We start from the raw sequence: 23928 nt of genomic DNA on the forward strand, positions 1-23928 counted from the left end.
AACCGCACCGATGACGACCCCAGCAGCAAGCACGTCCGAGGACCTCTACGAGCGCGCCCGCGCCCTCATGCCCGGCGGCGTCAACTCGCCCGTCCGTGCCTTCGGCTCCGTGGGCGGGACCCCGCGCTTCCTCGTCGACGCGCACGGTCCCTACGTCACCGACGCCGACGGCACGCAGTACGTGGACCTCGTCTGCTCGTGGGGGCCGGCACTGCTCGGCCACTCGCACCCGGACGTCATCGCGGCCGTGCATCGCGCCGTCGACCACGGGCTCACCTTCGGCGCCTCGACGCCCGCCGAGGCCGACCTCGCGCAGCTCGTCAGGGAGCGCGTCCCCGCCGTGGAGCTGCTGCGCATGGTGTCCACGGGGACCGAGGCCACCATGACCGCCGTCCGGCTCGCCCGGGGCTTCACGTCGCGCAACCTCATCGTCAAGTTCGCCGGCTGCTACCACGGGCACGTGGACAGCCTCCTCGCGGCCGCCGGATCGGGCGTCGCCACCCTGGCGCTGCCCGGCTCCGCCGGCGTCACGGAGGCGACGACGGCGGAGACGCTCGTGCTGCCGTACAACGACGTCGAGGCCGTCGAGGAGGCCTTCCGCACGCACGGCGAGCACATCGCCGCCGTGATCACGGAGGCCGCTCCCGCGAACATGGGCGTCGTGACGCCGGCACCCGGCTTCAACGCGTTCCTCAGCCGCATCACCTCCGAGCACGGCGCGCTGTTCATCGTGGACGAGGTCATGACCGGGTTCCGCACCCACCCGGGCGGGTACTGGAAGCTCACCGGCGGCGCGGACGACGCCGAGCACCCGTGGACGCCGGACCTGCTGACCTTCGGCAAGGTCATCGGCGGCGGCATCCCGGCCGCGGCGCTCGGAGGGCGCGCCGACGTCATGAACTACCTGGCGCCGATCGGCCCGGTCTACCAGGCGGGCACGCTGTCGGGGAACCCGATCGCCATGGCGGCGGGTGTCGCGACCCTCACGGCCGCGACGGACGACGTCTACCGGCACGTCGATGCGCGGTCGCTCGAGGTCAGCGACGCCCTCACCGCGGAACTCGCGAAGGCCGGTGTGGACCACTCCATCCAGCGCGCGGGGAACCTCTTCAGCGTCGCGTTCGGCACCGCCGAGCACGGCGTCCGGAACTACGCCGACGCGCAGGCACAGGAGGCCTTCCGCTACGGGCCCTTCTTCCACTCCATGCTGGACTCGGGCGTGTACCTCCCGCCGTCCGTGTATGAGGCGTGGTTCCTCTCCGCGGCACACGACGACGCCGCGATGGAGCGCATCCACGCGGCTCTTCCGGCCGCCGCGCGGGCAGCGGCGGAGGCCGTGCCGGTCGACCAGCCGTAGTGGCCGGCTAGGTGTACTGGCCGACAGGCTGGGCCGGCGGACCGTCCGCCCGGTCCGCCGGCCGGTCGGGGGAGCAGCCGACGACGGGCCAGGCCCGCTCGATGACGGCGTCGGGTTCGGTCCGCCGGAGGTACTCCTCGAAGTTCGCCGCCTGCCGGTCGGCCCACACGACGAGCGAGGCATGCAGGTCCGTGGCGGGGCGCCGGAGGAACGCGAACCGCTCGGCGAGGACCGTTCCCACCCGGAGCGTCGCGAGGACGTCCGCGGCGGAGGTGTGGGCGTTCTCGAAGGGGATGGCGTAGTGCTCGCACATCGCCGTCAGGGTCCGCTTGCCGCGCCGGTAGCGGTCCGCCTGCTTGTCCATGATGTACGGGTCGATCACGGGGAAGGGCGCCGGGACCCGCGCGCCGTGGCGGCGCCCCTCCTGCGCCAGCACCGTGAAGTCGTACCGGGCGTTGAACGCCAGCACGGGGACGCCGGCGGCGAAGAGGCGTGCCAGCACGGCCGAGATCCCATGGACGACGTCCGTGGCAGGCAGGCCGTGCGCCTGCGCGTGGGACGTCGTGATGCCGTGGATGGCCGCGGCGCCGTCCGGGATGTCGACGCCCGGATCGGCCAGCCACTCATGGTGCTCGAGCACGTCGCCGTCCACGAGGACGATCGTCGCGGTGACGATGCGCGCGGTCAGCGGATCCCGCCCCGTCGTCTCGAGGTCGAATCCGGCCCTCGGCCCCTCATGCCAGCTCGTCATGGGATCACCGTACGGGCGGGCTCCGACCAAATAGGCGTGCAGCCCCGCCGGGCTAGGGTGGAGCGCATGGATCGACGACCCGCCGACGCGCACCACCCGGGCGGGCGGACCAGCCCGGCCCCCGCCGTCGGATCCGGCACCGGTGCTCCCGGCCCCGATCCCGACGACTACCGCGACGCCGTCCTCGCCGTCGCCGGGCTGATCCCCGCCGGCACGGTGCTGACCTACGGGGACATCGCCGAACTCCTCGACCGCGGCGGACCCCGGCAGGTCGGCAGGGCCCTCTCCCGTAGCACCGGGGACGTCCCCTGGTGGCGCGTCCTGCGCGCCGGCGGCCATCCGCCCCGCGGCCTGGCCCTGCGAGCCCGCGCACACTACGACACCGAGGGCACGCCGCTGTCCGTACCGCAGGGCAGTACCGACCCCGGCGCGTACCGCGTGGATCTGCGCTCCGCCCGCTGGTGGCCCACCGCGGACGAACAGGCCCTGCTCGACGACGTCGGCGCGTCCCTGGGACGCGCCGGTGCCTGATGCGCGGGCGCCGTTGCGCTGCCGCTGTTTGTCCGTGGCGTGTGATGGTCTTGACCCATGACGAGCACTCTTCCCGACGCCCCGCCGGCAGCGCCCGGTGACGGCACGGCCACGGCCGTGACCCCCGCGGAAGGGTACGACGCCGTGCTCCGGTCGCTGGCGGATGTGACCGGGCAGGTGCTGGTCCTCGGAGCGCCGGGCAGCGGCAAGTCCTCCCTGCTCACCGACCTCGCCGTCACCCGCATCGGGGGTGGAGCCGTGGAGCCGGAGGGACTGCTCCTCCTCGGGCCCACCCGTGCGGCGTCGACGCGGCTCCGGGACGAACTGACCGCCAAGCTGGACCGCAGCATCAGCACGGCTCCCGCCCGGACCTGGGCGTCCTACGCCTTCGACCTCATCCGCCGGGCCAGGGCCGAGGGACGCACCCCCGCCATCACGCGTGCACCGAGGCTGCTGTCGGGAGCCGAACAGGACCTCATCATCAAGGAGCTCCTCTCCGGACACGGACGCGACGGTGCTCCGGCGCTCGACTGGCCCTCCGGCCTCGCCCTCGCCCTGCCGACGCGCGGCTTCCGGCAGGAGATCCGCGACCTCTTCGACCGCGTGAGCGAATACGGGGTGTCCGCCGAGGAGCTCTCCGCCTGGGGCGAGCGCTTCGACCGCCCGGACTGGGTCGCGGCGGCCGCGCTCTACCGCGAATACCGCGACGTCCTCGACCTCCGCATGCCCGAGGCCTTCGACCCGGCCGGGATCCTCACCGCCGCCCGCGAGATCCTCGAGACGGACCGCGACTTCCTCGACCGGGAGCGGGGGCGCCTGCAGCTCATCCTCGTCGACGACTACCAGGAGGCCAATCCCGCCGTCCACGCCCTGCTGGGGCTCATCGGAGCAGGCAACGACGTCGTGATCACCTCCTGCCCCGACACCGTGGCGCAGGGCTTCCGCGGAGCACGCCCCGAGCTGACCGGACGCCTGTCCACCCTCTTCCGCCGCGGCGGGGGCCTGACCACCGTGACCCTGCCCGGATCGCTGACCCTGCAGGGCCCGCTCGCCGGGGCCTGGAGCAACGTCGCCGCCCGGATCGCGACGACCGGAACCAGTACGGCCTACCGGAACGTGGAGGGTGGTCCCGTCCCTCCCGTCCCCAGCGCGCCCGGGGCCAGGCCGGACGGTCACCGGCCGGAGGACTCCCGGGCCGCCGGCACGACGACGCACGGACCGGCCATGTCCGCCCACGTGCTCGACAGCGCGTTCCACGAACAGCGGTTCATCACCCAGCGCGTCCTCGAGGCGCACCTGTTCGGGGAGCGCAGCCTCGACGACATCGCCGTGATCGTCCGCAACGGAGCGCAGGTCTCCGCGGTGCAGCGGTTCCTCACCGCCCAGGGCATCGCCGTGAACGTCCCCGCCGCGGAGACCGCGATCCGGGAGGAGCCGGCCGTGCGTCCCCTGCTCGATCTGTTCGCCGTCGTCGTGGGCCGCGCGGACCTCGACACGGAGCTGTGCATCTCCCTGCTCACCTCACGGATCGGCGGTGCGGGCAGCCTGGATCTCCGGCGCCTGCGCCAGATCCTCCGGCGCACCGAGCTGCAGGAGGGTGGGGGGCGGACGAGCGACGAACTCCTCGCGGCCCTGTTCTCCGCGCCGGAGCAGATCGCCGCCCTGCCGTCGGAGGGGGCGCCGGTCCGGCGCCTCGCCCGCATGCTGGAGGCCGGACGGTCCGCCGTCGCCGACCCCGGACGCGATCCCGAGACCGTCCTGTGGGCTCTCTGGTCCGCGTCGGGGCTCGCGCAGCAATGGTCGGCCGCGGCCCTGTCCGAGGGGCCGTCCTCGACCCGCGCCGACCGCGACCTCGACGCGATGATGGCACTCTTCCACACCGCCGAGCGATTCGTGGAACAGATGCCCGGCGCCGACCCGGAACTGTTCCTGGACTACATCCTCAGCCAGGACATCCCCATGGACACGCTGACGACGCGCATCGCCCGCCAGGCGTCGGTGTCCGTGCTCACGCCCGCGAGTGCCGCCGGCAGGCACTGGCCGCTCGTGATCGTGGCGGGCGTGCAGGACGGCGTCTGGCCGAACCTCCGGCTGCGCGGAGAACTCCTCGGATCGGGCGAACTGCGCGCGCTGCTCGACCACGGGGAATCCTTCCGCAGCACCCGGGACCCGGTGTCGCTGCTGCAGGACATCCGGTTCGACGAGCTGCGGACCTTCTCGCTCGCCGTCTCGCGGGCCACGCAGGAACTGGTGTGCTGCGCCGTCGCCTCCCAGGACGAGCAGCCCTCCCCGTTCCTCGACGTGGTGGACCCCCTGCCGCCCGGGACCCCGGCCCGTCCGCGGACGGAGGTCCTGCGTCCCGTCACCCTCCGCGCGCTCGTCGCCGAGCTGCGGAAGTTCGCGCAGGACCCGCAGGCCGGCCCGGCCCTGTCCAGCGAGGCCGCCCGGCATCTCGGCCGGATGGCGGTCCTGGAGCCGCCGGTGCCGGGCGCGCACCCGTCCCAGTGGTGGGGTGTGCTCGGCATGACCAGCGAGGACCCGGTGGTGCCCGCGGACCAGCCGATCCCGGTGTCGCCGTCCAAGGTCGAGTCCGTGCTCGCCTCGCCCCTGAGCTGGTTCGTCTCCGCGGCGGGCGGGGAGCGGACCACCGACTTCGCCCGGTCCCTCGGCACGCTCGTCCACCAGATCGCCCAGGACCTGCCGGAGGCCACCGGTACCGAGTACGTGCGGGAGCTCGAGCGGCGGTGGCCCCAGCTGGGGATCAAGGACACCTGGGAGGGCCGATCCGACTTCCGGCGTGCCGAGACGATGGTCCGGAAACTCGCCGCCTACGTGCTCTCCATGCGCAAGGACGGACGGAGCCTGCTGGCCACGGAGGTCGACTTCGCGGTCGACCTCGGGCTCCGCCTGGCCGACGTGGAACGACTCGTCCGCCTGCGCGGGCAGATCGACCGGCTGGAGGTCGACGCCGAGGGTCGCTTCGTCGTCGTGGACCTCAAGACGGGCAAGAGTTCGCCCGTCGGGGCGGACATCCCACGCCACCCGCAGCTCGCCGCCTACCAGACGGCCCTCGCCGCGGGAGCCCGGCTCGGCGGCCAGGACCCGGAGGACACCTCGGACGCCGCCCAGGCCGCGCCCGGGGAGGCAGCGACGGCCGAACCGACCCCACCGGGCGGCGCCGCACTGGTCCAGCTGGGCACGAAGGCCAAGGGGGTCGCGGTCCAGGTGCAGCCACCGGTGGGACCGTCGGACACGTGGGCGAGGACCATGATCGAGGACGCCGCCGCGCTGATGTCCGCCGCGACGTTCGACACCGTCCACGACCCCCGCCGGTCGGGGTTCGGCGGCAGCGGATGCCGGCTGCCCGAAGTCTGCCCCCTGTGCGAAGAAGGAAAGCAGGTGACGCAGTAGTGGCCGCTGCACGACCGGCAGTACGGTATTCGGCCAGGGGACTGGCGGAGCTGCTGCACACGGACCCGGACGCCCCCGTCCAGTACCCCACCGACGATCAGGCACGCGTCATCGAGGCCCCCCTGGAACCGCTGCTGGTCATCGCCGGCGCGGGCTCGGGCAAGACCAAGACCATGGCGGACAGGGTCGTCTGGCTCGTGGCCAACGACCTCGTGCGCCCCGAGCAGGTCCTCGGCGTCACCTTCACCCGCAAGGCCGCCGGGGAGCTGGCGTCGAGAGTCAGGCAGCGGCTGGCCCAGCTCTATGCCGCGCTCGCCCAGGACGCCCCCGCACCGTCATCCTCACCCGCGGCCGGGGACGCGCTGGACCGGCTCGACCCCGCCATCTCCACCTACCACTCCTTCGCGAACGGGATCGTCCAGGACTACGGGCTGCGGATCGGTGTGGAACGTGATTCGGTGATGCTCGGTACCGCCCAGTCCTGGCAGCTCGCCCACGCCGTCGTCGAAGCGTACGACGGCGACTGGGAGCACTTCACGGCCGCGAAGAGCACGCTCGTGAAGGCGGTGCTCGACATGGCGGGGGAGTGCGCCGAGCACCTGGTCAGCCCGGCGACGGTCCGAGACGAGTTGCGCCGCCACATCGAGCACGTGGCGGCGCGGCCCTACGTCGCAGGCTCGAGCCGGGCCGCGACGCAGAAGGTCCAGGAGATGCTGGACAAACTGCGCACCCGCGTCACCGTCACCGAGCTGGCCGAGCACTACGCCGCGGCGAAGCTCGCGCGCAGGCAGCTCGACTTCGGCGACCTCGTCTCGCTCGCGGCGAGGATCGCCCGTGACATCCCCGAGGCCGGGGCCATGGAACGCGAGAAGTACCGGGTGGTGCTGCTCGACGAGTTCCAGGACACCTCCCACGCCCAGATGGTCCTGTTCTCGCGGCTGTTCGCCGACGGGCGGTCCGTCACCGCCGTCGGTGACCCCCACCAGTCCATCTACGGGTTCCGGGGAGCATCCGCGGGGCAGCTCGGCACCTTCCGCACCGCGTTCCCGAGGGTGACCACCGAGGGCCGGGCGCCGTCGGAGGTGGCGCACCTGTCGGTCGCCTGGCGGAACTCGACCTCCATCCTCGAGGCCGCGAACACGGTGTCGGCGCCGCTCAACGTGCCGGCCCCGTGGCTGCGCAACACCACGGTCCAGCAGGTCCCCGGCCTCGTGGCGCGGCCCGGCGCGCCGCTCGGCGAGGTCCTGCTGGGGCGGTTCCTCACGGATGCGCCCGCGGTCGGGTCCGACGCCCCGGACGCCTCTGCGGGAGCCGCAGGGCAGCCGCCGGTCGACCCGCAGCCGGCACTCAGTGAGGCCGAGGCCGTGGCCCGTGAGGTCCTGCGCCAGCGTCGGCGCAGCTTCGAGACCGGCGACGACGGATCGCCGCTCCGGCCCACCATGGCTGTGCTGTGCCGCGGCCGCAAGCAGTTCGAGCCGATCCGGCGCGAACTGGAGCGCGCCGGCATCCCGGTGCAGGTCGTGGGTCTCGGCGGCCTGCTGCGCACCCCCGAGATCGTCGACCTGCTCGCCACCCTGAGGGTCCTTGGCGACCCTGACCGTTCCGATTCGATGCTGCGCCTGCTGTCCGGTGCGCGGTGGCGGCTCGGCCCTGCGGACCTGATGGCCCTTGGGGACTGGTCCCGGCAGCTCGCCCGGACGCGTGAGGCCATGTTCCGCCGGGGTGGTCCATCCGCCGGCGAGCCCGACGGCGAGCTCGACCGCGAGCAGGGCAGGGACGCCGTCGTGGCCCCCGACCTGGCCGAGGCCGGCAGCCTGGTCGAGGCCGTCGACTACCTCCCGCCCCTGGACTGGGTGTCGTCGGCCGGCAGGACCCTGAGCGGCACCGCCCGGCAGCGGCTCGGGCTGCTGCGCCACGAACTGCGCGGACTGCGGAGCTTCGTGGGCGACGATCTCGGCAGCATGATCGGCGAGGTCGAGCGCACCATCCTGCTGGACATCGAGGTGGCCGCGAAACCGGGCGTGAGCATCCACGAGGCCCGCCGGAACCTCGACGCCTTCACCGAGGCCGTCGCCGGCTTCGTGTCCACCGCGGAGCGCGTGGACCTCCCGGCGTTCCTCGCCTGGCTCGAGGCCGCGGACCAGGAGGAGGACGGACTGCCGGTGACGCAGCTCGAAGCGAGCCGGGATGCGGTCCAGCTCCTCACCGTGCACGCCTCGAAGGGGTTGGAATGGGACGTCGTCTTCGTCCCCGGCCTCAACGACGGCTCGTTCCCGAGCGGCAAGGACTCCCGCTGGAGCAGCGGCGACTCCGCCATCCCGTGGCCCCTGCGCGGCGACGCGCCCGAACTGCCGCACTGGGACTGGGAGCAGCAGGACCAGAAGGAGTGGCTCGCCAGCGAGAAGGAGTTCACCGGTGAGGCGCGCGCGCACGCCGAACGTGAGGAACGGCGGCTCGCGTACGTGGCCTTCACCCGTGCGAAGTACGCGCTGGTGTGCACGTCCTCGGCGTGGGGCGGCGGTCGGTCGAAGCCGTCGGCGCCGTCGTCCTATCTGACGGACCTCGTGGCGCTCGCCGACTCCGGGACGGCCGGCGTCGTCCTGCCGCACTGGCTGCCGGAGGGGGAGGAGGGCGACGCGAACCCGGCGAACGCGAGCCCGGAGCGGGCGCGCTGGCCGTTCGATCCCCTCGGCGCCCGACGGGCGCCCATGGAACGTGCGGCCCAGGCCGTCCTCGAGCAGGCCGCCGCACCCGCCCCCGAGACCGAACCGGACGGCGGGCGCTGGGGGCGGGAGGTCCGGCTCGCCCTGGCCAGGCAGGCCCGCGAACGGGAACGCCTGCCCCTTGCCCTGCCGTCGCACATCTCCGCCTCGACCCTCGTGGAACTGCGCGAGGACGCTGCCGCGGTCATGCAGCAGCTGCGGCGGCCGCTTCCCCGGCGGCCGGGGTCGGCCGCCCGCAAGGGCACCGCGTTCCATGCCTGGATCGAGGAGTTCTACGGGGCCGGCGGGATGCTCGATCTCGGCGAGTACCCCGGCGGGGCAGACGCATACGTCGACGAGACCCTCGGGCTGGCGGACATGGCGGCCATCTTCGAAGAGTCCGAATGGGCCCTGCGGGAGCCCGCGGCGATCGAGGCGCCCATCGAGACGAAGATCGGCGGCATCGTGGTGCGTGGCCGGGTCGACGCGGTGTTCCGCGACGCCGACGGCGGCTGGGACCTGATCGACTGGAAGACGGGGCGGCCTCCGTCGCCGGACCGGCGCGCCGCCAAGGCGGTCCAGCTCGCCGTCTACCGGCTCGCGTGGTCACGGCTGAAGGAGGTGCCCCTCGAGACGGTGCGCGCGGCGTTCTTCTACGTCGCCGACAACCTGGTCGTGCGACCCCACGACCTCGCCGACGCGGGAGAACTCGAGAAGATCATCCGCGCGGCCGGCGCGGCCGGTTCCTGAGCGTCGGACCGGGTGCGGGCGGGTGCCTTCGCGGGCGTCGCCCCCCGTCCGGCAGCGGTGACCCTGCCCGCTTCGGGACGGTGGAGCGACGGCAACGGCCTTGCGCTCCGGCCGGGTCAGCGGCGGGACTGGACGATCGGCAGGGCGGAGGTGGCGACGTCGTCCGGGGAGCCTGCACCCGGTTCGGTGCCCGTCAGCAGCGTGACCTTCGACGAGGTCGTGACAGGCCGCTGGCGCCCCGCCGTGAGGCGGGCATGCGCCAGCGAGGATCCCGAAGGGGCCCCGTGGTCGCGGTGACGGTCGTCGTCGTCGGTCGGCGCTGCGCGCAGATGTGCCCGGTTCGCCGCGGCCTTCGGATCGAAGAGGTGGCTGCCGGTCCGCTCCGGGGTTGGAGCGTCGTCCGCCGCAGGAGCCCCGGTGTGTCCCGACGGCCGGTCGTGGTCGGCGGCGGCGCGGCCTCCGCCTGCGCAGTCCGGATCGTCGGATGCCGGATCGTGCGCGGCACGCTCCCGGGCACCGACAGCGCCGGCACCCGTACCGTCGGCATGCGCACCATCGGCACCGGCGCCGCTGGTCGGGCCGGGCGCTGCGTTCTCGGTGACGGAACCTCCGGCGGCATGCACGTCCGTGCCCAGGTCGTCGCCCCACTCGAGGCGCTGCTCGTGCTCGTGCCGTGCCCGTTCCGCTGCCTCGTGCTGTTCGCGTTCGATCGCCTCGACGTCGGCCTCGAGCGTGGCGAGCATGTCCTCCGCCTCGTCGATCATGACGGCGTCCTCGAGGGCGATCCCACGGACCAGCCACTGTGCCAGGGCGAACTCCGCAGCAAGCGCGGCGCGTCGGGACAGGTGGGGGTCGACGGCGGTGCCCCTGGCGGCCGCATAGGCCGTGTAGACGGCGTCGACGAACGAGGTGTCCTCCGCCGCGGCGAGCCACGCGAAGTCCTCGGCGGGGTCTCCGACGCACAGGTCGGTCCAACCGGTGACGGCCGAGACGCGACCCGCGGCGATGAGGAGGTGGTCCTCGTGGAGGTCGCCGTGGACCACGGCGGGGCTGAACCGCCAGAGGGCGACGTCCTCGAGCGCATGCTCCCAGCGGCGCAGCAGGACGGAGGGGATCTTCCCGGTGGTCGCGGCCTGGTCCAGTTCGTTCAGCTTGCGCTGGCGGTACTCGTCGGCCTCGTACCCGGGCAGGTCGGCGCGCTGCACCATCTCCGGCGGCAGCGCGTGGATCGCGGCGATCACACGGCCGAGCTCCTGCGCCATCGCGGGCCCGCCGGCGGTGAGCGCGTCGAGCGGGCGGGTGGTGCCGGCCAGGTGCGAGTACACGAACGTGCTGAGCTCCCCCTGGCGGACGCTGCCGGCCATGTGCGGGATGAGGAACGGCAGCTCCGCCTTGATGGCAGGCGTGAAGGCGCGCAGGGCCTGCAGCTCGGTCTCGAGACGCATGCTCGCCTCTGCATGCCGGGGCGAGCGGACCCGCCACTGCTTCCCCGCGTCGTCGACCAGCAGGGCGGAGTCGAAGTCCGCGGCGTCGTCGGGGGCGCCGGCGACGCCGGTCGGAGCGAGGCCAGGTACTGCGGCGCTGGCGATGGCTGCAAGTTCCATGGGTGTCCGTTTCACAAGATCAACCGTAGGGCGTTCCTGCTCCGGCCGCTTGCAGGAACGCGGCGAGTCGCCGGATGCACCACTCGTGTAGGCCCCCGCACTACTCCTCCACCGGCGTTCCGGTGAATGGGTTTTGGGAGTGCAAGAACGTACCGTAGAACCATGACCGATCCCCTCCGGACCCTCGTGCTCCCTCCCCTCGGATCGCTACCATTGTCGCGTGCCGCCACGGACCGGGACGGCGACGCCCGGACCGCCGAACACTTCCTCGAGGACCTGTGGGCGTCCGCGGACACACGGGTCCTGCCCCTCGCCCGGGGGAAGGCGCCGGTCGTCGACAGCGCCCTCCGTCTACTGGCTCCCGCGGACCTGGCCCGCCCGGACGTGGTCGTCTACCTGGGCCGCGTCGACGAGGGGTCCGCCGACGCCGGACGGCGCGTCGTCCTCGCCGTCCTCGAGGAGGAGGACGCCGCCGTCGCGCCCCTCGACCAGTGGTTCGGCCTGCGCGAGATCGCGGCATCGCTCGACGCGCGCGACACCGGACTCTTCGTGGCGGGGGCCGCGATCGCCAACTGGCACGCGACCCACACCCACTGCCCCCGCTGCGGTGCCGCCACGGTGCCGAGCCACGCCGGGTGGGTGCGCCGGTGCCCGCGGGACAGGTCCGAGCACTACCCACGCACCGACCCCGCCATCATCGTCTCCGTCATCGACGACGACGACCGCATCCTGCTCGGCTCCGCCGTCGCCTGGCCCGAGGGTCGCTACTCGACGCTGGCCGGCTTCGTCGAACCCGGCGAGTCCCTCGAGGCCGCCGTCGTCCGCGAGGTCGGCGAGGAATCCGGGATCGAGGTCCTGTCACCGGAGTACCTGGGCTCCCAGCCCTGGCCGTTCCCCGCGTCCCTGATGCTCGGTTTCACCGCGCGGGCCGCGCACACGAACGCCGTACCCGACGGCGAGGAGATGCGGTCGCTGCGGTGGTTCACGCGTGAGGAACTCTTCGCGGAGGTGCGCGACGAGAAGATCGTCGTGGCGGGCGGTGTCTCCATCGCGCGGGCCATGATCGAGCGGTGGTACGGCGGGCCGCTGGACGAGGAACCGTCGGGGGCGCGTCCCTAGTGTCAGGACAACTGCTCGAGGACAGCATCCTCGAGGGACTCGACGACGAACAGCGGACCGTGGCCAGCACCCTGTCCGGGCCGCTGTGCGTCCTCGCGGGAGCGGGCACGGGAAAGACCCGGGCCATCACCCATCGCATCGCGTACGGCGTGCACACGGGGGTCTACAAACCGCAGCAGGTCCTCGCCGTGACCTTCACCGCGCGCGCCGCCGCGGAGATGCGCACGCGGCTCCGGGACCTCGGGGCCGGCGGGGTCCAGGCACGGACCTTCCACGCGGCGGCGCTCCGGCAGCTGCAGTACTTCTGGCCGCAGGCCGTCGGCGGGCCCCTGCCGGCCCTCGTGGACCACAAGGCCCAGCTGATCGCGGAGTCGGCCCGCCGCCTGCGTCTGTCCACCGATCGCGCGGCGATCCGCGACGTCGCCGCGGAGATCGAGTGGGCCAAGGTCTCCATGCTCACGCCCGACGCCTACACGGCGGCGGCTGCGGGCCGGGCGGAACCGGCGGGCATGGACCTCATCACGGTGTCCCGGATCTTCTCGGCCTACGAGGATCTGAAGATCGACCGCAACCTCATCGACTTCGAGGACGTCCTGCTGACGACGGTCGCCATCCTCGAGGAGGACGAGAAGGTGGCGGCGACGGTGCGGGCACAATACCGCCAGTTCGTCGTCGACGAATACCAGGACGTCTCTCCGCTCCAGCAGCGCCTGCTCGACCTGTGGCTCGGCGAGCGGCGCGATCTGTGCGTCGTGGGCGACGCCAGCCAGACCATCTACTCCTTCACCGGGGCCACCTCACGCCACCTCCTCGACTTCACCAAGCGCTACGAGGGTGCGCAGGTGGTCAGGCTGGTGCGTGACTACCGTTCCACGCCCCAGGTGGTGCGCGCCGCCAACACGCTGCTCGCCGCGCGGGGCACGGAGGTGGACCGGCGCGCGGGCGAGACGACCTGGTCGGCCCCGCTCGAACTGGTCGCGCAGCGTCCCGCCGGCCCGGAGCCGGTGTACACCGAGTGCACCGACGACGACGCCGAGGCGGCGGAGTGCGCCCGACGTATCGGCGTCCTGCTGGGTGAGGGGGTCAAGGCCAGCGAGATCGCCATCCTCTACCGCACGAACGGGCAGTCCGAGGCCTACGAGCAGGCGCTCGCGAGCGCCGGCATCGGCTACCAGCTGCGCGGCGGTGAGCGGTTCTTCCAGCGACGCGAGGTCCGCGACGGGCTGCTGCAGCTCCGGGCCGCAGCGCGCACCCAGGGCGACGACGACGTCCCGCAGCAGGTGCGCGACGTCCTCGCGTCCCTCGGTTACACCTCCGTCGCCCCGCAGAACTCCGGCGCCGTCCGCGAGAAATGGGAATCGCTGGCCGCCCTCGTGGGCCTCGCCGACGAGCTCAGCAGGGTGCGCGGCGAGGCGTTCACGCTGCAGACGTTCGTCGCCGAGCTCGAGGAGCGGGCCGCGGCGCAGCACGCCCCGACCGTCCAGGGCGTCACCCTCGCCTCCCTCCACTCGGCGAAGGGCCTCGAATGGGACGCCGTCTTCCTGGTGGGGTTGAGCGAGGGGCTCATGCCCATCTCGTTCGCGGACACCCAGGAGGGGGTCGACGAGGAGCGGCGGCTGCTGTACGTGGGCATCACGCGCGCCCGGATCCACCTGTCGATGTCCTGGTCCACCTCGCGGTCCCCGGGCGGACGTGCCACGAGGAAGCCCTCGCGCTTCCTCGACGCGCTGCGGCCCGCGACCGCCGGCCAGGCGTCGTTCCGTCAGCCACGGGCGAAGGCCGGCCGCAAGTCCTCCGCTCCGGCGGTCTGCCGGGTGTGCAAGCGGCCCCTCCTCACGGGCGCCGAGCGCAAGATCGGTCGCTGCAGCGACTGCCCGGCCACCTACGAGGAGGAGACGTTCGAGGCGCTGCGGGCCTGGCGGCTCGCGGAGTCGAAGGAGAAGGACGTCCCCGCCTTCGTGGTGTTCACGGATGCCACGCTCGTGGCGATCGCCGAGGCGCGCCCTCAGACCCTGGATGAACTCGGGGACCTCGCGGGCGTGGGCTCCGCGAAGCTCGAGCGGTACGGTGAGGCGGTCCTGGAGATCATCAGTGACAGCGCCTGACACCGGCGGGCCGTCGCACCCCTCGCGGCTTCCGGTCGAGGTCAGGCGGTCGGCGCGGCGGAAGCGCACGGTGAGTGCGGACATCCGCGACGGCGTGCTGCGTGTGTCCATCCCGGGTCACTTCTCGCCCAGCCAGGAGCGCCAGTGGGTGGAGCGGATGGTGGAGCGGATGTCCGCGAAGTACTTCGCCCGCCCCGCCGTCGACGACGACGCGGCCGCATCTGCGCTGCAGGGCAGGGCCCAGGCGCTGGCGCGGCAGTACCTCGGCGGCAGGGGAGTGCCGTCCACGATCGGGTGGGTCACCAACCAGACCACGCGGTGGGCCTCCGCCACCCCGGCGCACCGTTCCATCCGCCTCTCGCACCGGCTGCAGGGCATGCCGGAATGGGTCGTCGACTACGTGATCCTGCACGAGATGGCACATCTGATCGAGCCCTCGCACAATGCCGTGTTCTGGGACCTGCTCTCGGCCTATCCGAGTACCGAGACGGCCAAGGCCTTCCTCGACGGCGCAGCCTTCGCCGCGCACCGCAACCTCACAGGAACGCCCGGGGAGTTCTAGGAGCGGGAATCGCCCCGCGCCCCGCCGTCGGAGCCGTCGTCCGGCTCACCGTCCGATTGCCCGTTCGAGCCGTCGTCGGATGTGCTGTCAGACGCAGGGCTGTCAGGCGCAGAGCCGTCGGGGCCGGTCGACCGCGCGGCGTCGCCGTCGTCCTCGAAGCCTCCGGCGAGGAGCCGCTGGAGGGCCGCGTCGACGTCGGCGTCGGAGGAGTCGAGCAGTCGACGGCGCCCGGCGAAGCCCGCGGGATCGTCGAGGTCCTCGGCTGTCGGCAGGAGGTCGGGGTGCTGCCACAGGGCGTCGCGCCCCTCGATGCCGCGCTCCTCGGTGAGGAGGGACCACAGGGCGGCGGCGTCGCGCAGCCTGCGCGGCCTCAGCTCGAGGCCCACCAGCGACGCGAAGGCGTGCTCGGCCGGACCCCCGGTGGCCCGACGGCGCCGGAGCATCTCCCGCAGCGCGCCTGCCGACGGCAGGTTCGCCGCCGCTGCTGCGGTCATCTCGTCCACCCAGCCCTCCACGAGGGCGAGCGTGGTCTCGAGCCGCACGAGGGCGGCGTCCTGCTCGGGTGTCTTCTCGGGCATGAACACGCCCTGCGACAGGGCGCCCTGAAGGCTCTCGGGGTTGGTGGGGTCGATGTCGCGGGCGGCTTCCTCGATCTTGCCCATGTCGATGTGGATCCCCCGGGCATAGCGCTCGATGCTGCCGAGGAGGTGGCCCGTGAGCCAGGGGATATGCGTGAAGAGCCGGACGTGGGCCGCCTCGCGCACCGCGAGGAAGAGCTGGACCTCCTGCTCGGGGATGTCGAGTCCCGCACCGAACGCCGCGACATTGGCCGGGAGGAGGGCCATCCGCCCGTCGGCGAGGGGGACCCCGATGTCCGTCGATCCGACGACGTCCTTGGACAGCGCGCCGACGGCCTGCCCCAGCTGCATCCCGAACATCGCGCCGCCCACGTTCTGGAGCATCGAGGCGGGGCCGCCCATCATGCCCATCATCGACTTCATCTCGTCGGGGAGCTGCCCGGTGATGGCGTCGGAGAGGGCCTTGGCGATGCTCGTCGCCACGGGTTCGGTGAGCCGCCGCCAGGTGGCCATGGTGGCCTCGACCCATTCGGCGCGGGACCACGCACGGCCGAGCTGTCCCGTGCTCGGGAACTCGGTCACCGGATCGAGCCACAGCTCGGCGAGTTTCAGTGACTCGTCGACGCTCCGGCGCTGGAGGGAGGTGACCGAGGGGTCGTTGTCCGACGCCGCCACCCGCCGCGCCTGATCGTGGGCCATCTGCCAGTTCACGGGTCCCTCGCTCGGCGCGGAGAACATCGCCTGGACCTGCTGCATCATCATGGCCATCGCCGCAGGATCGGAGGGGAGCCCGGCCGCCTTCGCGATCTCCTGGGGGTCGAAGCCTCCGGCCCCGCCACCGAACATCTTCGCCAGCATCTCGGACAGCGGGTCCTGGGGTGTGTCGTCGTCGTCGTTCGAGGGGTTGGATGGGTTGGTCACTGATACCACCGGTCCTGGGGGAGTCGCTCGGGTCCGGGCAGGAGGGGGGTCCCGCTCCCGCCGGCTGTTGAAGACACGCTACCGGCACGGCGTTGCCGCTGTCCCTCGAGCCGTCGGTCGTTCGCTGAGGGCAAAGCCCGCCCCGGCCCCGGGCGGCGCTCCATGACGCCGGTGGGAGGGCCGGGCGGCGAACACCCGGCATCCTCCCGGATCGACGCCGGCCGGAGCGTCTACTCTAGGTAAGCCGGGAGGCGCTGACCGCGCCGTCGCACGGCACGCGCCTACAGAGAGAAGCACAGTGACGCAGCCTGTCCACTTCGAGACGTACAGCCCCGAGGAACCCGCCCGTCCCAGGGATCCTCGCTTCCGTGCCATGGCCGTCTCCGGGAGCCTCGCCGTCGTCCTGTGCGCGGCCGCCGTGCTGCTGCCCTCGCCCTACATCATCGAGTCGCCCGGTCCCACCTTCAACACCATCGGGGAGATCGACGGCCAGGCGCTCATCCAGGTGGACGGCACGGAGAGCTTCCCGCCGGAGGGCGAGCTCGATCTCACCACCGTCCTCGTCAGCGGTGGTCCGAACGGCCGGGTGAACGTCCTCGACACCTTCCGGGCCTGGGTGGATCCGGACGAGAACGTCCTGCCGGAGCAGCTGGTCTACCCGGAAGGAACCACCTCCTCCGACGTCCAGGAGCGGAACGCCGTCGCCATGACGTCCTCGCAGGAGTCGGCGATCGCCGCCGCGCTCTCCCACGAGGGGATCGAGTACACCGAGGAGCTGTCAGTCGCCGGGCTGGCGGACGAGTCGGCATCGGAGGGTGTCCTGCAGGTCGGGGACATCCTGCGCACCATCGACGGGCGCGAGGTCGAGAACATCGAGACCCTCCGCAGCGTGCTGGCCGAGGCGGGCGGCGCTGCCGCCACCCTGGGGATCGTCAGGGACGGCGCGGAGACCGAGGTCACGGTCACGCCGAAGGAATCGGACGAGGGCGAGTTCCAGCTGGGTATCCTGCTCGCCTCCACGTTCGACTTCCCCTTCGACGTGTTCATCCAGCTCGACAACGTGGGTGGCCCTTCGGCCGGCACCATGTTCGCCCTCGGGATCATCGACAACCTGACGGAGGGCGACCTCACGGGCGGCAGGCACTTCGCCGGCACCGGCACGATCGACTCCACCGGCGTCGTCGGCCCGATCGGCGGGATCGCCCAGAAGCTCGTCGGAGCCCGCGCCGGCGGGGCGGACTACTTCCTGGCGCCCGCCGACAACTGCGACGAGGTGGTCGGCAACATCCCCGACGGCCTGACGGTCGTGAAGGTCGGGACACTCGAGGACGCCGTCGACGCCGTCGAGACACTGGGAGCCGGCGGGGACGCGTCCGCCGTGCCCTCCTGCTGAACCGCCGTCACGGGTCGGCGTCGCCCGACCGCCCGGGACGACACGGTTCGGTGACGATCCCCGCCCCCTCGACGCTGGGCGGGAACCTAATTGGTCCGGCCGAACGTGAACAGGGCAGAATGAAATCACGAAGGGCCTGACTGCGCGCTCTCCCCTGCCCGAGCCCGGGCTCGGGAGCGACGCGGAAGACCGGTCGGCGTGACCCGCAGCAGCTAACGATGAGGTAGATGTGACATCCGGACCAGACCGTCCGTTCGGCAGTAGCCCGAGCCCAGCACGTGGAACGACCAGCAGGCGCCGCAGTCCGCTGATACCGACGATCATCGTCGTGGCGGTGATCGTCATCGCCTTCGTCTACCTGTCGCAGGTCTACGCGGACGTGCTCTGGTACAACCAGCTCGGGTTCCTCGAGGTCTTCGTGACCGAGAACCTGACGCGCATCCTCCTCTTCGTCGTCGCGTTCCTCGTCATGGCGGCGGCCGTGTACTTCAGCCTGCGCATCGCGTTCCGCAACAGGCCGATCTACGCGCCGGACAGCGCCATCCAGGACAACCTCAACAGGTACCAGGCACAGCTCGAACCGATCCGCCGCCTGCTGATGCTCGGCATCCCCGTGGTCCTCGGTGCCTTCGCGGGCACGGCCGCCTCCTCGCAGTGGCAGCAGGTCCTGCTGTTCATGAACCAGGAGCCGTTCAACCGGCAGGACCCGGAGTTCGGCCTGGACTACGCCTTCTACATGTTCACGCTGCCCTTCCTGAACTTCGTGACGGGGTTCCTGATCAGCGTGGTCATCATCAGCGCCATCGCGACGGTCCTCACGCACTACCTCTACGGCGGCATCCGCCTGGAGGAGAAGGGCCTGTTCACCACCAAGGCGGCCCGGGTGCAGATCGCCGTCGTCGCGGCACTCTTCCTGGTGCTGCAGGGCATCAACTACTGGCTCGACCGGTACGACACGCTGCTGAACCAGGGCACCTGGGCCGGCGCGCTCTACACGGACGTCAACGCGGTCATCCCCACGAAGGCCATCCTCGCCGTGGCCGCGATCATCGTCGCCGCGCTGTTCGTCGCCTCGGCGTTCGTCGGCCGCTGGCGGCTGCCGCTGATCGGCACCGCGATGCTCATCATCACGGCGCTGCTCGCCGGCGGCGTCTACCCGTCGGTCGTCCAGCGCTTCCAGGTGCGCCCCTCCGAGCTCAGCCTCGAGGAGCCGTTCATCGAACGGAACATCCAGCTCACCCGCGAGGCCTACGGCCTCGACCAGGTCGACGTCGAGGCGTACGCGCCGGAGTCGATCCCGACGGCAGGCGCCCTGAACGAGGACGGCGAGACCACCGCGAACATCCGCCTGCTCGACCCGAACCTCGTCTCGGACGCCTTCAGCCAGCTCCAGCAGTTCCGCCAGTACTACCAGTTCCCGGAGACCCTCAACGTCGACCGGTACGAGATCGACGGCGAGGTCCAGGACACCGTGATCGCGGTGCGTGAACTGGACACCAACGGTGTACCCGACGGCTGGGTCAACGAGCACGTCTTCTACACGCACGGCTACGGTGTCGTCGCCGCCGCCGGGTCGACCGTCGAACCCGACGGCCGCCCGTCCTTCCTGCAGTCCGGCATCCCGTCCACGGGTGTGCTGGGCGACGAGTCCACCTACGAGCCGCGCATCTACTTCGGGGAGGAATCCCCCGAGTACTCGGTCGTCGGAGCGCCCGAGGGCGAGGCCCCCGCGGAGATCGACCGCCCGCAGAACGAGAACTCCGACACCGAATCGCGGACGACCTTCGACGGCGACGGCGGACCGAATGTCGGCAACACGTTCAACCGCCTCGTCTATGCCCTGAAGTTCCAGTCCACGGACCTGCTCCTGTCCAACCAGGTCAACAGCGACTCGCAGATCCTCTACGACCGCGACCCCGTGGACCGCGTCCGCAAGGTCGCTCCCTACCTGACGCTCGACGGCAACAGCTACCCCGCGATCGTCGACGGCCGCGTGAAGTGGATCATCGACGGGTACACCACCAGCGACAGCTTCCCCTACTCGATGCAGCAGGAACTCGAGCAGGCGACGCAGGATGCGCAGACCGCCGAGGGCCTGGCCACCGCGCTGCCCGCCGAGCGTGTCAACTACATCAGGAACGCAGTGAAGGCCACCGTGGACGCCTATGACGGCTCCGTGACCCTGTACGCGTGGGACGACCAGGACCCCGTGCTCAAGTCCTGGCAGAACGTGTACCCGTCCTCCCTCGAGCCCTACAGCGAGATGTCGGCCGACCTCATGGCCCACGTCCGCTACCCCGAGGACCTGTTCAAGGTGCAGCGCGAACTCCTGGCGCGCTACCACGTCACCGACACCGACGCGTTCTACAACAACAGCGAGGCGTGGAGCGTCCCCGCGGACCCGGGTGCGGCGTCGGACAGCGCCACGACGGCGTCCACGCCGCGGCAGCCGCCGTTCTACCTCACGCTCCAGATGCCCAACCAGGAGCAGGCGGCGTTCTCCCTGACGACGCCGTACATCCCCTACGTGCCCGTGGGCCAGACGCCGAGGAACGTGCTGTACGGCTTCCTCGCCGCCAACGGTGATGCCGGCACGGGCGAGGACGGCGTCAAGAACGAGGACTACGGCCGGCTGACCCTGCTCGACAGTTCCGGCCAGGACTCCGTGGTCGGCCCCGGGCAGGCCCAGAACCTCTTCAACTCGGACACGACCGTGTCGCAGGAGCTCAACCTCCTCCGGCAGGGTGCGTCCGAGGTCATCAACGGCAACCTCCTGACGCTGCCGATCGGCGGCGGGATCGCCTACGTCCAGCCCGTCTACGTGCAGTCCTCGGGCAGTTCGTCCTTCCCGGTCCTGCGCCGGGTCCTGGTGAGCTTCGGGGAGACCGTCGGGTTCGCGCCGACCCTCGCCGAGGCACTGGACCAGGTGTTCGGCGGCAATTCCGGTGCCACGACCGGCGACCAGGAGAACGTCGGGGAGACCCCGGCCGATCCGGCAGCGCCTCCGGTGGAGGGCGAGGAAGCGGCGCCGTCGCCCACGCCGGCGCCGTCCGAGGGCGGGACCCCCGGCGGTGCGACCGGGGACCCGGCCGCCGACCTGCGGGCGGCGCTCGATGACGCGAACCAGGCGATCCAGGACGGCAATGCCGCCCTCGAGTCGGGCGACTTCACGGCCTACGGCCAGGCGCAGGATCGCCTGGAGCAGGCCATCCAGCGGGCGCTCGACGCCGAGGAGCGCGCCGCGGCCGCCGGCGGGCAGTAGCCCGGTCACCCCGGGCAGCCGCTCGATTTGCTTCTCCACCCCGCGGCCGGTAACGTTAGTTACACGCCGCGGGGTGGAGCAGTTCGGTAGCTCGCTGGGCTCATAACCCAGAGGTCACAGGTTCAAATCCTGTCCCCGCAACGGAAGAGAAGTCCGGTCCACCATCTGGTGGGCCGGACTTCTTGCTTTCCCGGGTGCCGGTGCCGTGGCGGGCACGGTGTGCAGGCGGTCCGATCGGTGTCGGGACCCGGCCGACACCGTGGTCAGCCCTGCGAGGTGTCCTGGGACCGGACGGATGCGACGCGCCACTTGCTCCAGGGCCACATGCCGTCGATCTCCACCTCGAGCGAGAAGCTGAGCGCTATCCGGATCGCGACGATGCCGCCGAGCACCGCGACGCTCTGCGGGGTCTGGTCGACGAGGATGGTGCGGATGATGTCGGCGACGATGAGCACCTCCAGCCCGAGGAGGATCGCGCGGCCCACGTTCCGCCGCAGCCGCTCGTAGGCCTTCCCACGGCTCTCCGGGCGCCGCATCGAAGGCACCGCGGCCACGAGGGCGAATCCGGCGCCGACGATCATGATCAGCGCGCCGACGGTCTCGATGACGAGGACCCAGACGCCGACGATCTCCTCAAACACGCTCGGTATCCCTCGCCGGTGGGGCCATGCCGACGACGGGTTCGCCGTCGACCCGCACGTCGACGTCGACCGCCGGCGGCCGTTGCAGGAGTTCGAGCAGCAGGATGGCGATGAGCGCGCCGAACGCCGTCCAGAGGGTCACCCCCGGCGTCAGCGGCCGCACGAACAGCACGATCGCGGCGCCGACGACGGCGATCGCGATCCGGATGTACCGGCGGGCGCGGTAGAGGAACGCGCCGAACCGGCCGGTGGTCGCCCCGTTGCCCTCCGCCGCCGCGCGTACCCGTCGGGCCGTGTCGACCGTCAGGCGGCGCACCACCATGGCACCGTGGAACGGTCCGGCGAGGTAGGCGACGACGGCGGTGGTGACACCCGCCACCCCGACGGCGAGGGCCGTCGAGTAGAGCAGGGGCACGAGGGCGTCGTAGATCGCCTCGGCCGCGCTCGACGGCATGTACTGCGGTGAGATCGCCGCGACCGTGGCGATCCGTCCGATGGCCACGCCGAGGGCGAGGAACACCATCGCGACGGCCAGGCCGAGGCCGGCCCAGATCAGTGCCCTCGCCTTCCTCCTCGCGGTGAGGACGCCGGCGGCGAGCAGCCCGATGCTCACCCAGGGGAGCACGAACCCCAGCACCTCGACCCCCTGGTAGGCCGTGCGGGCCTGGGCGAGTTCGTCGGACTGCGCGACGACGATCGTGCGGTCGACCGCGGGGATGCGGTCTGCCAGTGCGAATCCCTGCGCCGTCAGCTGCTCCTTGACCGCGGCGATGATGGGCCCCAGCTGGATGCCCACCTCGCCCGTGTCGCTGATCACGACGGCCCCGGAGGTGTCGCCGCTAAGGGCGCCGGTCAGTCCGCTGTGGCTGCTCCGCAGCGCCTGGTCCCACACCTGTTCGAAGGCGTCGGAGGCGATGAGCTGCTCGGTCGTGGAGCGGATCAGCGACTGGGCCCCCGCCACGGCAGGCTGTTCGAGCAGCTGGAGTGCGTCGGAGGCCCTGGGCGGGAGGTCGAGGGTGGCGATCCCGTCGAACAGGTCGGACGTGAGCGTCTCGATGTCGACGCTCTCGTTGATGGCCGCGGTGATCTCGTCGACCAGGTAGGCCTGGAAGGCCGGGTCGTCGAGGATCGGCGACACGGTGGCGACGAACTGGTCGGTGTCGGTGACCTCGGCCTTCGTCCACGCCGCGCAGACGGCGAGTGGGGCGAGGAGCACCCCGAGTGCGATCAGCACCACGGCGAGGAACGCGCGCCCGCGTCCCCGTCGGGCGCGCCGCGCGGGTGCCGGGGGTGGCGCTTCGAGCGAGTCGGTCTGGAGCTGCGACTGCAGCCTGGCGACCTCCGCCGACAGCCGTGCGATTTCCTGGTCTCGGGTCTCGGTGACATCCATCGGCGATACGCCTCTCGAGTCGGAGGATGGCGTGGGAGCACGCCTCGGATCCGCGCCGGTCTCCCCCGGGCGGTACGGGCCGGGGGAGTGCGCTTGGACCGGGGTGGACCCGGTTGGTCAGTTTTCGACGATGTCGCGCCCGTGGAGGACGGCCGCCCAGATGACGAAGATGTCGAGCGCGATGACGGTGAGGCTCCACAGCGGGTAGTAGGGCATCCACACGAAACTCACGGCCATGCTGATGCAGGCCATGATCACGGCGATGGTCCTGCCCCAGGTGGCGCCCCGGAACAGGGACGCACCGGCGAACGCCACGACGAGGCCGAGGATGAGGTGGACCCAGCCCCACGTGGTGATGTCGAACGCGAGAACGTACTCGGGCAGGACGACGTAGAACGTGTCGTTCAGGAGTGCGACGATGCCCTGGAAGGCGTGGAAGACACCGATCATGATCATCAGGGTGCCGGCGAGGACGGTCACCCCGACAGCTCCTTCGCTGCGCTGGTGGTCGAGATGGGTGGTCGAGGTCCTGCTGTCGTTTGACATGCTGACTGCTCCTTTGTCGGGCCCCCGGGGGGGGGCATTGACTGTCGGTCCTGCCCTTGCGGGCAGTCCACCGTGACCCTGCCCGAGGCCGGGCCGCGCGGACCGTGTGTACACCCAGAGAATCCCGCACGGGAGCTGCGCACACATCACCCCAAGATGGTGAGTATCCGGACGGTGTCCGGCGGGACGACGACGGTCTCGTGGACGGCGGACCTGAGGGGGTCATCCCTGCCGGATGATGCGTCGCACGACGGGACGTGGGCGGCTACCCCGAGGACTGGCTTCGACGCGCACGCAGGAACGTC

The 23928-nt window shown here is 71.7% G+C and carries 15 protein-coding genes and 1 tRNA gene; 10 read left to right on the forward strand and 6 right to left on the reverse strand.

The window, feature by feature from the left end; genetic code table 11:
* Window positions 1-10 precede the first annotated feature (10 nt).
* Window positions 11-1357: a glutamate-1-semialdehyde 2,1-aminomutase gene (gene hemL, locus RY94_RS02210; RefSeq protein WP_043441054.1), complete on the forward strand. Its 1347-nt coding sequence runs from the start codon at window positions 11-13 to the stop codon at window positions 1355-1357.
* 7 nt (window positions 1358-1364) lie between these two features.
* Here hemL and RY94_RS02215 read toward each other — a convergent pair whose 3' ends face one another.
* Window positions 1365-2108 (reverse strand): 3'-5' exonuclease, encoded by a 744-nt coding sequence (locus RY94_RS02215; protein WP_082045984.1) that lies wholly within the window; start codon window positions 2106-2108, stop codon window positions 1365-1367.
* 66 nt (window positions 2109-2174) lie between these two features.
* Here RY94_RS02215 and RY94_RS02220 point away from each other — a divergent pair, with 66 nt between their 5' ends.
* Genes RY94_RS02220 through RY94_RS02230 form a run of 3 tightly spaced genes read left to right on the forward strand, consistent with a single transcriptional unit; the run spans window position 2175 to window position 9502 of the window.
* Window positions 2175-2639 (forward strand): MGMT family protein, encoded by a 465-nt coding sequence (locus tag RY94_RS02220; RefSeq protein WP_082045985.1) that lies wholly within the window; start codon window positions 2175-2177, stop codon window positions 2637-2639.
* Between the two features lie 57 nt (window positions 2640-2696).
* Window positions 2697-6050: an ATP-dependent helicase gene (locus RY94_RS02225; RefSeq protein ID WP_231554380.1), complete on the forward strand. Its 3354-nt coding sequence runs from the start codon at window positions 2697-2699 to the stop codon at window positions 6048-6050.
* Window positions 6050-9502 (forward strand): ATP-dependent helicase, encoded by a 3453-nt coding sequence (locus RY94_RS02230; protein WP_231554381.1) that lies wholly within the window; start codon window positions 6050-6052, stop codon window positions 9500-9502. Before RY94_RS02225 ends, RY94_RS02230 begins: the two co-directional genes overlap by 1 nt.
* 116 nt (window positions 9503-9618) lie before the next feature.
* On the opposite strand, the gene RY94_RS18605 is transcribed toward RY94_RS02230, so the two are convergent.
* Complete coding sequence (locus RY94_RS18605; RefSeq protein ID WP_052273832.1) at window positions 9619-11106, reverse strand: phosphotransferase; 1488 nt, start codon at window positions 11104-11106, stop codon at window positions 9619-9621.
* Window positions 11107-11268: 162 nt separating this feature from the next.
* Between RY94_RS18605 and nudC the strand changes: the two genes are divergently transcribed.
* From nudC to RY94_RS02250, 3 genes are all read left to right on the forward strand, one after another.
* Window positions 11269-12225, forward strand: a complete 957-nt coding sequence (nudC, locus tag RY94_RS02240; RefSeq protein ID WP_043441059.1) for an NAD(+) diphosphatase — start codon at window positions 11269-11271, stop codon at window positions 12223-12225.
* Entirely contained in the window at window positions 12225-14330 is a 2106-nt protein-coding gene (locus tag RY94_RS02245) for an ATP-dependent DNA helicase UvrD2 (RefSeq protein WP_043441062.1), read from the forward strand. Before nudC ends, RY94_RS02245 begins: the two co-directional genes overlap by 1 nt.
* Window positions 14331-14400: 70 nt before the next feature.
* A complete protein-coding gene (locus tag RY94_RS02250; protein ID WP_231554382.1) occupies window positions 14401-14892 on the forward strand; it encodes a M48 metallopeptidase family protein in 492 nt (163 codons plus the stop codon).
* Here RY94_RS02250 and RY94_RS02255 read toward each other — a convergent pair.
* Complete coding sequence (locus RY94_RS02255; RefSeq protein WP_082046001.1) at window positions 14889-16328, reverse strand: zinc-dependent metalloprotease; 1440 nt, start codon at window positions 16326-16328, stop codon at window positions 14889-14891. The genes RY94_RS02250 and RY94_RS02255 overlap by 4 nt on opposite strands.
* A 361-nt stretch (window positions 16329-16689) precedes the next feature.
* Here RY94_RS02255 and RY94_RS02260 point away from each other — a divergent pair, with 361 nt between their 5' ends.
* The 3 genes from RY94_RS02260 to RY94_RS02270 all read left to right on the forward strand — a co-directional run bounded on the left by RY94_RS02260 (window position 16690) and on the right by RY94_RS02270 (window position 21187).
* The gene (locus RY94_RS02260; RefSeq protein WP_043441069.1) at window positions 16690-17784 is read left to right on the forward strand and encodes a YlbL family protein; all 1095 of its coding nucleotides are present in this window, start codon (window positions 16690-16692) and stop codon (window positions 17782-17784) included.
* 322 nt (window positions 17785-18106) lie between these two features.
* Complete coding sequence (locus RY94_RS02265) at window positions 18107-21046, forward strand: UPF0182 family membrane protein (protein ID WP_043441450.1); 2940 nt, start codon at window positions 18107-18109, stop codon at window positions 21044-21046.
* 67 nt (window positions 21047-21113) lie between these two features.
* Window positions 21114-21187, forward strand: a tRNA-Met gene (locus RY94_RS02270).
* 122 nt (window positions 21188-21309) lie between these two features.
* On the opposite strand, the gene RY94_RS02275 is transcribed toward RY94_RS02270, so the two are convergent.
* The 3 genes from RY94_RS02275 to RY94_RS02285 form a co-directional block, all read right to left on the reverse strand.
* Window positions 21310-21687, reverse strand: a complete 378-nt coding sequence (locus tag RY94_RS02275) for a DUF1622 domain-containing protein (RefSeq protein ID WP_052273833.1) — start codon at window positions 21685-21687, stop codon at window positions 21310-21312.
* Window positions 21680-23077, reverse strand: coding sequence for a hypothetical protein (locus tag RY94_RS02280; RefSeq protein ID WP_043441074.1), 1398 nt, complete (start codon window positions 23075-23077; stop codon window positions 21680-21682). The genes RY94_RS02275 and RY94_RS02280 overlap by 8 nt, the downstream gene beginning before the upstream one ends.
* Before the next feature lie 117 nt (window positions 23078-23194).
* A complete protein-coding gene (locus RY94_RS02285) occupies window positions 23195-23623 on the reverse strand; it encodes a DUF7144 family membrane protein (RefSeq protein ID WP_043441075.1) in 429 nt (142 codons plus the stop codon).
* Between the last annotated feature and the right edge of the window lie 305 nt (window positions 23624-23928).

Origin of the sequence: Arthrobacter sp. L77 (assembly GCF_000816565.1) — a bacterium.
Lineage (GTDB): Bacteria > Actinomycetota > Actinomycetes > Actinomycetales > Micrococcaceae > Arthrobacter_D > Arthrobacter_D antioxidans.